The organism is Vibrio sp. MM46, from assembly GCF_027587135.1.
Lineage (GTDB): Bacteria > Pseudomonadota > Gammaproteobacteria > Enterobacterales > Vibrionaceae > Vibrio > Vibrio harveyi.
Window position 1 is genome coordinate 139,443 of record NZ_JAPPTO010000005.1, and the last position, 11,715, is coordinate 151,157.

Genomic DNA, 11,715 nt, shown 5'->3' on the forward strand with positions numbered 1-11,715 from the left:
ACCGAGGGAAGAGAAGTTCGACACGATATGCCATGTACTCGCAATGTCAGTGCGTGTTACCGAGCCGACTCAGGCCGAAAGCATGCCATTAGTGGACTTTCACATAGACATTCTTGCGGTAGTACGAGGACTCGGGGTTAGTACGCTCGTAGCCACCAACATAAGGCTTGATCAAATATTGATCGTTGCCTGGACGGTAAACCGGGATAATCGCCATATCTTCAATCAGCATGCTTTCTGCTTGTAGATACAGCTTTGAGGGATCATTCATGGTTTTAGAACGCGACATCAACTCATCATATTTGGGGTTGTTGTAGCGTGAATCGTTGTACTCGCCATTGGATACGAAGATATCGAGCCATGTTGAAGCTTCGTTGTAGTCTGCAGTCCAGCCGCCACGAGTGATTTCAGTTGGCTCTTTTAATGCGTAGAACACTTTAGGCTCGAGTTGTTTAATGGTGATTTGCGCGCCTAAGCGGCTTTTCCACATGCCTGCCATTGCTGTTGCCATTTTCACGTCTTTAGAGAAGGTAGGAACTGTGAAAGTGAGTTTGAGTGGATTCGCTTTGTTATAACCAGCCTGTGCCAATAAGCGTTTGGCTTTGTCGATACGCTGATTCGTTGTCCATGTCGCGTATTCTGGGATGTGTGATTGAAAGCCATCGGTTTGTGGCGGCACCAAGGTAAACATTGGGATACCTCCGTTTCTTAAAATCGCATCGGTTAAGATCTTGCGATCAATGGCATAGGATAAGGCTTGTCGAACACGCAGGTCTTTAGTTGGACCCTGCTGGGTGTTGAGGTAATAAAACGTCGAGCCAAGTGACGCACTGGTGTCTGCGACTTCTTGTGGCAGCTTGGTGATCAGCTTTTTCTTTTGCGCAGAAGGAATCGACATCACTTGGTCTATTTCCCCTGCTAAATAGCGATTAAGCACAACATTGGCATCACCAATCGGCAGCCATGTGATTTTATCCAACACGACGTTGCTTGCGTCCCAATAATATGGATTTTTCACCATCACCATTTTTTCGTTTACCTTCCACTCAGAAACGGTAAACGCGCCATTAGTAACAATGTGTTTTGGTTGCGTCCAGTTGCTGCCGTATTTTTCAACCGTGGCTTGATGCACCGGAGCAAGAACCGGATGACTAAGCAGCTTGATAAAAAATGGAATTGGCTTTTCAAGCGTCACTTGGAAGGTTTTTTCGTCCAGTGCTTTTACGCCAAGTGTTTGCGGTGTTGCTTCGCCTTTCATAATCGCTTGTGAGTTTTGGATGTTTGGAATCGCGGCAAACCAAGCGTAAGGGGAAGCCGTATTGGGATCGAGTAGGCGCTGCCAGCTGTAGACAAAGTCTTGTGCAGTGACATTGTCACCATTCGACCATTTTGCATCACGAAGCTGAAAGGTGTAGACCGTATTGTTGTCGTTCACCGACCAAGATTTCGCAACGCCGGGAATGGTTTTTCCTTGTTTGTCTTGAATGGTTAACCCTTCGAACAAGTCTCGACCAAGGTTAAATGCGGGCTCAGCTGCTTGCTTCGCTGGATCGATAGACGTCACTTCTGCACCGTTATTAAGCGTGATCTCTTGTGCTTCGGCGAGTGTCACGCCCGATGGGTACGGCACGGCGTAAGTCGGAGCGGCAAACATTGGGCTCATGATAGATGCCAACAAAAGTAGCTTGGGTAGTTTCATCCTTTCCTCACTCGATTCATCCTTGAAGGTGAGTTGAATGTATATTGTATAAATTGTTCAGACAATCGAGTTTTAACATACCTGTAACAGGGTGTTGAAAGCTGAGCTTTTTGGTCTCAAAAAGTGAGCCAATAGAATTTCAATGCGTGAATTTATACCGACTTGGCACAGTCAGATTTTCTGCCAAGAAGGCAGGGTAAAGAGAGAGTGAAGAGAATAAAGCGGATAGAAACGAAAAATCCCCTTCATGCTCGAAGCAAGAAGGGGATCAGTGTTAGCGTTTCACATTCAGCGTAAGTTGCGCTCTATTCTCTAGATTATTTCACTAGGAAGTGCTTAACGAACTCAGTGATTTTCACCATGTCGTCAACGGCGATGAATTCTTCAGTGGTGTGTACTTTCGCCATACCAGTAGAAAGGTTTACCGTTGTTAGACCTTTCTTGTTGAAGTTGTTTGCGTCGCTACCGCCACCAGTGCCTTTTGTGAATGCATCGATGCCCATGTCAGCGAATGCCGCTTTGATTGCTGATACGTGAGCATTGTCTTCTTCGATAACAAATGCGTCGTACGCGCGGCTTGATTCGATTTCAACTTCTGCGCCGTGTTTTTCACATACTGACTCGAAGGTAGAGATCATATGGTTTACTTGTGCTTCTAGCTTCTCACCGTTTAGAGAGCGTGCTTCAGCAACGATTTTTAGTTCTGGCATCACGATGTTTGTCGCTTGACCGCCGTTTACCATACCGATGTTTGCTGTGGTTTCTTCGTCGATACGAAGCAGTTTCATCTGGTTGATTGCATCTGCCGCTACCATGATTGCGCTGATGCCTTCTTCAGGTGCTAGACCCGCGTGTGCAGGGCGGCCTTTGATTGTCGCGACGATTTTTTGCTGACCAGGTGCCGCAGTCACGATGGTGCCGATAGGACCGCCTGTATCCAGTACGATCGCTTCGTTAGACGTTACGTGCGTCATGTCGAAGTACTCAGAGCCGAACAAACCGCCTTCTTCATGCACAGTGAAAGCAAGCTCTAGCGTTTTGTGCTCTAGGTTTTCAGCTTGGATGCAGCGAACCGCTTCCATGATCGCTGCGATGCCTGATTTGTCGTCACCACCAAGGATTGTATTGCCTTTAGAGCGAATGATGCCATCTTCGATGATCGGCTCAATGCCGATACCTGGCGTTACTGTATCCATGTGGCAGCTCATTAGGATAGAGCCTTCTTTCTTACCCTCTAGACGTGCGTACACGTTAAAGCCGTTAGAAATGTGTTCTGGTACAGGTAGCTTGTGAACAGTAAAGCCTAGTTCGCCCAGTTGCTCAGCCAGAGTTTCTGCAATTTGTTTTTCATTCATAGATTCGCTGTCGATGCGAACCAGTTGGCAGAAATGTTCAACTAGACGTTCTTGATTAATTTGTGTCATTTGGATGTCTCTTTCTTTCTTGGTCGAGACCGCAGCGGTATAGAGTGCGAGCCCGAAAGGGAACAGAACACCTCTTATTACACAGCTAATCCGAGTGAAAGCTGTCTTGAATCAAAAAACGCCTCTGCCTGACATTATTCTGACCTGCTAATTACCGGATCTGATGCGGCGGTCACGAAAGTACACAATGAATGTAGAAATATGCGAAAGCGAGTTTACTTAGTCAATCAATGTTTAGACCCACTAAGCCTTCAAATCGCCGCCGCGTCTACAAACCAAGTCATTCTCGCTGAACCAAGCATCTCGAGGTTACTTGGGTATAGTATGAGCTTTTGACGAATTTAATGAGAGATGGAAAGTCTATGATTCAACAGAATTGATGCTGCATTTATGTACAGAGTCGAGCTATTTTTGTAACTGATGAAAAGTTACCAATATATCTGTAGGGTGGATTGTAATTTACTGTCTATTTATTGAAGCAATATCACAAATGTGGATTAATACAGTCTCTGTTTATTCATGTCCTCTCGCACTGCCTTTCTGGATAGACCGAACTCTGCAAAGGGTTCGGTCGCTTTAATTAGAATTCTATTAACGGATTATGCTTGATAACTAAAAAAACAAAAACAAGAAAGCCGGGCAGGGTGCTCGGCTTTTTTGATGGTTCTTTTCTATTTGTCACTGTGAAGAGTCAATAGGGTTAATCCGATCAGCCATTCAATAGTGCGTTGACTGTCTTTGCTTAGCTTAAAAGAGGTAACCGCTTCTACCTGACTTTGGAAGTCACAGAGATAAGGTGTGTGATGTTCACAAACTGTCATCAAGAATGCCAAACGCCAAATCGCCATGAACTCGGCGTCTTCTAAGCGAATTTTCCAACTTTGGATAAAAGCGACTTCGTTGTTAGAGAGGTCGAGTTTATCCATCATCATCTTAAGTAGTCTACCTTGCAGGGCACGCGGGATGTCGGCTTTCTTTGCAAAGTGGTGGCTTATCCCCGTCCTCGATATACCTGTTTGTTCACTCAACGTTGTGTAAGACATTTTCTCGTAACCAAGCGTGATCAACTGCTCTGTTGCCACATCGAGAATGGTGTTGATGGTGATCTGGGTATCTTCGTGTGTTCGGCGTGCCATAACTATTGCCAGTATTGTGATTAAAAAATCATACTAACACTTATCGTCTGCCATTCCATATAAACAAACTAATATTGACGTTGTTTGCATGATAAATGCGCGTTACTGCCCAAAATAATCGCCGCGGTAACAAGTTGTTTACATCTTGCTGCGGTGTGTAAATTGATGTGGGATATGATAATGCATTGATATAGCTCGCTTTCCGTATAATTGTCGTAAACGTTTGCTATAACAAAATTGCGTGTAACATAAATTTTACAATCAATAGCTAAAACTGCGTAAAGTCAGATTTCCATTCGTGTATTCCAATTTTTCTCCTCCTGCGCCAAGTTAGAAATATCGAACGAGAACGCATGTTCAAACACAACAATGACATAAGGAGAAAGTCATGGTGGACACCTACAACCCATTAGGCACGGATGGATTCGAATTTGTGGAATACACAGCGGCGGATAGCGAAGGTATTGAACAACTGAAAGCGCTGTTTGTTTCGTTGGGTTTTGCAGAGATCGCAAAACACCGTTCTAAAGAGGCTTGGCTGTACCGACAAGGTGACATCAGCTTTATCGTTAATGCTCAGCCGCACAGTCAGGCAGAAGGCTTCGCTAAAGTTCATGGCCCTTCAGTTTGTGGCATGGCTTTTCGTGTGAAAGACGCGAACGTAGCACTCAAGCAGGCGCTGGATAACGGCGGTGAAGAGTACAAAACAGAAATCGGTCCTATGGAGCTGAGCATCCCAGCAATTTACGGCATTGGTGAAAGCCTTCTGTACTTCGTGGATCGTTACGGTAAACAGAGCATTTATGATGTCGACTTCCGTTTCTATGACGATGCAGATGAGCGCCTAGCGAAAGCAGATGTTGGTATGTACGAAATCGACCATCTGACTCATAACGTGAAGCAAGGCAACATGGATGTGTGGTCTGGATTCTACGAGCGCATTGGTAACTTCCGCGAGATTCGTTATTTTGACATTGAAGGTAAGCTGACAGGGCTTGTTAGCCGCGCAATGACCGCACCGTGTGGCAAGATCCGCATTCCAATCAATGAGTCTTCTGACGACAAATCCCAGATTGAAGAGTTTATCCGTGAGTACAACGGTGAAGGTATTCAGCACATCGCGATGACCACCGATGACATCTACCAAACCGTTCAAACACTGCGTGATCGTGGCATGGACTTTATGCCGACACCAGATACGTACTACGAGAAAGTCGACGAGCGTGTGAAAGGGCACGGCGAAGACGTAAGCAAACTGCGCGATCTACAAGTTCTTATTGATGGCGCGCCAACCAAAGACGGCATCTTGCTGCAAATCTTCACCCAGACCGTTATTGGTCCAGTGTTCTTTGAAATCATCCAGCGTAAAGGCAACGAGGGCTTTGGCGAAGGTAACTTCAAAGCCTTGTTTGAATCAATTGAAGAAGACCAAATCCGCCGAGGAGTACTAAGCGATGCATAAATGGATCACATTCCCTCATCGGGAGGGAGTGTGCTCCAAGCAAGCACATGCTGATTTCCCGGAAGAGGCAATTTACGAACGTGAAGCAGGTCGAAGTGGGTTCTTCGGTCCTGCGGCACACTTTCATCATCAACACGCACCGACAGGTTGGTCGGAGTGGGAAGGCGATTTACGTCCGCGCGCTTTCGATTTCAACCTAGTCGAAACGGCAAGTCAGGTTTCGCCTTGGGCAGTGCCACATCTGCTACACAACGCCAACTGTAAGATCCGTGTATGGCGTATGGATGAGAAGATGGACTTCTTGGTGCGTAACGCCGATGGCGATGAGCTGCTGTTTATCCATCACGGCACGGCGGATCTTTATTGCGACTATGGTCATCTCAAAGTGAGCGAAGGCGATTACGTAATGATCCCACGCTCGACCAGTTGGCGATTAGAACCAAGTGAACCAATGTTTGTTCTGATGATTGAAAACACAGATGCTGCTTATTCTTTGCCAGAAAAAGGCATGGTGGGTAATCATGCTGTATTCGACCCAGCCGTTCTGGAAACCCCGTCAATCAATGACGAATTCCGCGCGCAATACTCAGAAGAGCAAACCCAAGTTCATGTGAAGCGCCATGACAAAGTCAGTGTGATTACTTACCCATTCAACCCGCTTGATGCGATTGGTTGGCACGGTGACTTGGCTGTCGTGAAAGTGAACTGGCGTGATATTCGACCTTTGATGTCGCATCGCTATCACTTGCCACCTTCTGCCCACACGACATTTGTTGGTGCTGGATTTGTGGTGTGTACGTTTGTGCCTCGTCCAATCGAAAGCGACCCTGGTGCTCTGAAGGTGCCGTTCTATCATAACAATGACGATTATGACGAAGTCTTGTTCTATCACGCAGGGGATTTCTTCAGCCGTGACAACATAGAAGCTGGTATGGTGACTTTCCATCCGGCAGGCTTTACTCATGGTCCTCATCCGAAAGCGTTCAAAGCGGGTCAGGAATATAAGAAGAAGTTTACCGATGAAGTGGCAGTGATGATTGATACACGCCACGCGCTCGAGTTTTCTGACGAGCTCGATAAGGTTGAAAACAAAGAATACGTCTATAGCTGGCAAGAGAAGTAAGGGGCAAGGATGAAATTAGCAACCAAGAAAAATGGCACTCGCGATGGTCTGTTGATGGTCGTGAGCAAAGACCTGACACAATGTGTTCCGGCAACCGAAATTTTCCACGCGATGCATCTCGCGCCCACCATGCAAGTGGCATTGGATAACTGGGATAAAGTCGCTCCACAACTGGAAGAGCTTTATAACGCGTTAAACAATGGTTCTGTTTCAGGAAGTGAAGAGTTTGAATCCCACTATCTAGAGTCACCATTGCCTCGCGCCTATCAATGGGCGGATGGCAGTGCTTACGTCAATCACGTCGAATTAGTCCGCAAAGCGCGTGGTGCGGAAATGCCAGAAAGCTTTTGGACCGATCCTTTGATGTATCAAGGTGGTTCTGACGCATTTATTGGTCCTTGCGACAACATCGAATTTGCCAGCGACGAGTGGGGCATCGACTTCGAAGGTGAAGTTGCCGTGATCACCGGTGACGTGCCGATGGGAGCAAGCATTGCAGAAGCACAAGAATCTATTCGCCTTATCATGCTCGTAAACGATGTATCGTTGCGTGGTTTGATTCCGGCAGAGCTGGCAAAAGGTTTTGGCTTCTTCCAATCAAAACCGTCATCGGCGTTTTCTCCTGTTGCAGTAACGCCAGATGAGCTGGGTGAAGCATGGTATGAGAACAAAGTGCATCTGCCGCTTGTTTCAACCTACAACAATGCCCCATTTGGTTGCCCGAATGCAGGCATAGATATGACGTTTGATTTCGCTGATTTGATTGTTCATGCCAGCAAAACACGTCCACTTTCTGCAGGTGCAATCATTGGCTCGGGTACAGTATCGAACAAGCAGGGCACGGAGCATGGTACCTCTATCGAAGAGGGGGGCGTAGGCTACTCGTGCATTGCAGAAGTGCGCATGATTGAAACCATTCGTGATGGCAAACCGTCGACGAGCTTTATGTCGTTTGGTGATTCTATCAAGCTTGAGATGTTTGACGCAGATGGTAACTCGATCTTTGGTGCGATTGATCAGCAAGTCAGCCAATACCTAAAACACTGAGAGTGAGAGGTAAGGGAAGTATGAGCGATAACATCACCCTCTATGGTTATTGGCGGTCTTCTGCGGCTTATCGAGTTCGTATTTGTTTAAACTTAAAAGCCTTGAGTTACGAGTCTAAATCGGTTCATTTGGTACGTAATGGCGGCGAGCAGCATAGCGCGGAGTACCATGAGTTAAACGCCTCTGAGCTTGTGCCAGTGCTGGTGGATGGTGGTATTCAACTCAACCAATCTCTTGCCATCATTCAGTATCTCGATGAGCAATATCCGCAAGTTCGAGTGGTTCCAGAACCATCGCCGCTTCGTTACCAAGCTTTGGCTATGGCTCAGGATATCGCGATGGAGATCCACCCACTCAATAACTTGCGCGTGTTGCAGTACCTAGAAGGGCAGCTGTCGTGTGATCAAGAGACAAAAGTTGAGTGGATTCATCATTGGGTAAATCAAGGCTTTATGGCATTAGAAGAGAAGCTAAATCAGCATCGACAACAACATGGAAACTGTATCTACAGTGTGACTGACTCTCCCTCTGTTGTTGATATTTGCTTAGTGGCTCAAGTGTACAATGCATTACGTTTTGGGGTGGATATGACTCCTTATCCGGTAATTAGCTCGATTGTAGAAGCATGTAATCAACTGCCAGCGTTTATTGATGCCATGCCAGAAAACCAACCCGACGCGAACAGCTAGTACTTTCTCTATATTTTAACGAATAACAAACGGGCTCTTAATGGAGTCCGTTTTTGTTCTTGTTTGATTAACGTAAATCGTGCTCAAAAGCTTTGCGGCTGTTATTATCACTCCGCAAAATTTACCGGTTTTGTTGCTCTGGTTAGAATTTCCATTTAGGCTTTGAGTAACTAGTTGTTTTGGGCGCACTTTATCTATGACCAACATCTTTATCATTGTTGTTCTTCTTGTTGTTTTCTTCTTTATCATTCAAAAGTACGTGATCAAAAACGATGACACGCGAGACTTCCCATATCGTTCGAAAGGTCCACTATTAAAAGGGCAGGAAGGGGCGTTTTTTAATGCCTTGAGAGCAGCGGTTGGTGATCACGCAGTGGTGTTTGCCAAAGTAAACATGGCAACGCTGATCGCACCAAAAGAAGTCAAAAATAAGAAGCAGTTCTTCATTGCCAGCAACCGAATTTCACGCAGCTACTTTGATTACGTTATCTGCGATCCTAGAACGCTTGAACCTCGTGTAATTATTGAGCTTGATAATGGTCAGCAATTGCATAAAGGCAAAGTCGAGCGCCAAAAACTGTTGATGCACGTGTGTAAATCGGCGAACCTTCCTTTGATTGGTGCATCGGTAAAACACAGTTACCAAGTGGGGCGTTTACGTCGTTTATTGGCAGCACACATTGATCTGATTGAGCCGGACAAAGAAATCCGCTTTTGCAAAAAGTGTGGCAGTCCGATGATCATCAGAACCGCGAGCCAAGGCGAGTTTAAAGGTCGACGCTTCTTTACTTGTAGTCGCCAACCAAACTGTACCTACACAGAAAACTACAATGTGGTGTTTGATACCGAAGACGAATAAGCATTTTGTTCCCTAGATAGTGAAATAGAGAGAGGCTTCAACTGGATTAGTTGAAGCCTTTTTTGTTTTACCGTTGAACAAAGAAGAGCACTTCGCAGCATCCATTCTGGTAGCTCCTATACTTTGATAAAGAAAGAAGAATAGGGAAGCGTTATGCGATATGGATGGATTCTTTCAGCACTACTGCTCACGTTCAGTAGCCATGCACAGCAGTCACTCAAACCACTTGAATGCCAATTAACAGATACACCTCAGGATCACTTCTTGTTTTATCGTGAACAGATGGTTTACCACAGTGAGCAGTTTGCGATTTTTCAAAATTTCAAAGGGCGAGTCAGTACTCAAGTGGATCTCAAAACGGGCAAGTTGATACGTACGACGTTTATTGGTGAACCATTTGAGCCTAAATACCAAATTTTGTTTGGTGATTGTCCAAACGTATCGCAAGTTTTGCAAATTTGGATGCTCAGTGAAGTGCCTTACGACAATTAGGTCAAACAACAAAAGTTAAGTAGATCACACTTTTAACACCGTTCAGGTCGAGCCTTGACGATAAAATCATCTGAAAACGGGTGTTGAGTTTAGATTTTCGCCAAACGATTCAAAGTTAGTGAATTTATGCTTGCACCCCCAATGGGATATAGCTAATATCCTTCTCGTTCTTAAGGAATGGGTCCGTAGCTCAGTTGGTTAGAGTACTACCTTGACATGGTAGGGGTCGGCGATTCGAGTTCGCCCGGACCCACCACTCCTTAAAGCCATGCTAAAACCAAAGTATGCCGAACATAAAATTTGGGTCCGTAGCTCAGTTGGTTAGAGTACTACCTTGACATGGTAGGGGTCGGCGATTCGAGTTCGCCCGGACCCACCAAATTTAAAGAAGCGCCCACCTTTTTAGGTGGGCTTTTCTTTACCTGAAATTTGTCAAATCGCGCTAATTTCCCTCTAAGGCACAGCTCTCCGCTATTCGATGTTCAGGTACGTGATTCATCGAGTGTCCTGACGTACGCAACTTTCACATGCCATCCCGCCTTTTATCCAAACAACAAAACGAGCAATAGAACGATTGAACTTAGGATGAGTAGTATTCGCCAAATTGGCTTGGTTTCAGAAACGTCTGAACCGTTGTGATGACACATGCCCATAAGAAATCCCCTTTCTCATTACCTGATAAAGAAAGGCTAGGGCTTCACCCAAGGTAAAGGTCAAGCGGAGGTGAACGGTTTACCTCCACAATCGCTCAAGCTTATTTTGCGGTAATTAGAATATTCAATAATAAATCTGGAAATTATCAATTATTTCAATGTTATAAGGGTAGTAAACCGTTATTTCTCAAGTTTGAATGGATACAGTTTTTTAATGTTGATTCGCAACGTGTGGCATTTTTGAGTAGTTTTGAATGATATACCCAAGTAACCTCGAGATGCTTGGGTCAGCGAGAATGACTTGGTTTGTAGACGCGGCGACGATTTAAAGATCTAGTCACTCTAAATCAAGAATCGGCAACAAAGTATACAAGCCAAGACCCTTACTATTTGCAAAGAGTGCCCTTTGGGAGCGTGTCTTTGACTCGCTTTTTTAGTCAAACAAATGGCTGCGTCAAACAACTTGGAAAGAGCTGGCTATTCCGCTTCGTTGTTTTCCTTGCACTCGAATCAATGACAACGCTCTGAATCCAGCATCTTGAAGTCACTTGGGTATATGTTCAATATAGAGATCATTATGAAGTTAATTCCCTATAATAAGTTTCAAATCGATACGTTCTTGTCTGCACCTGAAGTTTTAAAGCGAATACAAGAAAACACATCAGAACGAGCTTTTTTCAAGCCTAGTTCCTCTTCAGCATTTTGTGGAAAGGTAGACGAAACGGGCTTCGATCTTGTGGGAAACATTCGTTATAGAAATTCATTTTTACCTGTCATGAAGGGAAAGGTAGAGGCGAATAAAGATGGTACTCGGGTGAGCGTCTCCATGCGGTTAAACTTGTTTGTGATGTGTTTTATGTTGTTCTGGCTTGCCGTTACCGGAGGTGCCGGTATTTACATTCTTCTGAGTGTTGATACTTTTAGCTTACCTTTGCTCATACCACTCGGTATGTTTTTGTTTGGAATCGCGTTGACTTGTGGTGGTTTTTGGTTTGAAGCACTAAGACAAGAACGTAAGCTGAGACAGATTATTTCTACCTGGCAATAGAGGTTTGAAGCGTATCTCGCAGCTAGGCTTGATTGAATGCACTATCAAGCCTAGATATCTCTTATTCTCGGGTTTTCCCGGTG

General features: G+C 45.2%; 10 protein-coding genes and 2 tRNA genes. 9 read left to right on the top strand and 3 right to left on the bottom strand.

Annotated elements, in window-relative coordinates; all coding sequences use genetic code 11:
* Window positions 1–88: 88 nt before the first annotated feature.
* The 3 genes from OH459_RS07705 to OH459_RS07715 all read right to left on the bottom strand — a co-directional run bounded on the left by OH459_RS07705 (window position 89) and on the right by OH459_RS07715 (window position 4,259).
* Window positions 89–1,699 (bottom strand): peptide ABC transporter substrate-binding protein, encoded by a 1,611-nt coding sequence (locus OH459_RS07705; protein WP_061065082.1) that lies wholly within the window; start codon window positions 1,697–1,699, stop codon window positions 89–91.
* Window positions 1,700–2,016: 317 nt separating this feature from the next.
* Entirely contained in the window at window positions 2,017–3,123 is a 1,107-nt protein-coding gene (locus tag OH459_RS07710; protein WP_005445476.1) for a M20/M25/M40 family metallo-hydrolase, read from the bottom strand.
* Window positions 3,124–3,794: 671 nt separating this feature from the next.
* Window positions 3,795–4,259: a TetR family transcriptional regulator gene (locus OH459_RS07715; RefSeq protein WP_045490118.1), complete on the bottom strand. Its 465-nt coding sequence runs from the start codon at window positions 4,257–4,259 to the stop codon at window positions 3,795–3,797.
* A gap of 388 nt (window positions 4,260–4,647) precedes the next feature.
* Here OH459_RS07715 and hppD point away from each other — a divergent pair, with 388 nt between their 5' ends.
* The 9 genes from hppD (at window position 4,648) to OH459_RS07760 (ending at window position 11,632) form a co-directional block, all read left to right on the top strand.
* The gene (hppD, locus tag OH459_RS07720; protein WP_005445472.1) at window positions 4,648–5,721 is read left to right on the top strand and encodes a 4-hydroxyphenylpyruvate dioxygenase; all 1,074 of its coding nucleotides are present in this window, start codon (window positions 4,648–4,650) and stop codon (window positions 5,719–5,721) included.
* Window positions 5,714–6,844, top strand: coding sequence for a homogentisate 1,2-dioxygenase (locus tag OH459_RS07725; RefSeq protein ID WP_050908162.1), 1,131 nt, complete (start codon window positions 5,714–5,716; stop codon window positions 6,842–6,844). Before hppD ends, OH459_RS07725 begins: the two co-directional genes overlap by 8 nt.
* Before the next feature lie 9 nt (window positions 6,845–6,853).
* Window positions 6,854–7,891, top strand: coding sequence for a fumarylacetoacetate hydrolase family protein (locus tag OH459_RS07730; RefSeq protein ID WP_045490112.1), 1,038 nt, complete (start codon window positions 6,854–6,856; stop codon window positions 7,889–7,891).
* A 20-nt stretch (window positions 7,892–7,911) separates the two neighbouring features.
* Window positions 7,912–8,580 carry a maleylacetoacetate isomerase gene (gene maiA / locus OH459_RS07735; RefSeq protein WP_269986284.1) on the top strand — a complete coding sequence of 223 codons (669 nt, stop codon included), beginning with the start codon at window positions 7,912–7,914 and terminating at the stop codon, window positions 8,578–8,580.
* A 196-nt stretch (window positions 8,581–8,776) separates the two neighbouring features.
* Window positions 8,777–9,439: a DUF2726 domain-containing protein gene (locus OH459_RS07740; RefSeq protein WP_009701558.1), complete on the top strand. Its 663-nt coding sequence runs from the start codon at window positions 8,777–8,779 to the stop codon at window positions 9,437–9,439.
* Window positions 9,440–9,592: 153 nt separating this feature from the next.
* On the top strand, window positions 9,593–9,931 hold the full coding sequence (locus OH459_RS07745; protein ID WP_009697431.1) for a hypothetical protein: 339 nt from the start codon (window positions 9,593–9,595) through the stop codon (window positions 9,929–9,931).
* 179 nt (window positions 9,932–10,110) lie between these two features.
* Window positions 10,111–10,187, top strand: a tRNA-Val gene (locus OH459_RS07750).
* Between the two features lie 46 nt (window positions 10,188–10,233).
* Window positions 10,234–10,310 (top strand) — tRNA-Val (locus OH459_RS07755).
* 851 nt (window positions 10,311–11,161) lie between these two features.
* Window positions 11,162–11,632, top strand: a complete 471-nt coding sequence (locus tag OH459_RS07760; protein WP_269986288.1) for a hypothetical protein — start codon at window positions 11,162–11,164, stop codon at window positions 11,630–11,632.
* Window positions 11,633–11,715: the final 83 nt, after the last annotated feature.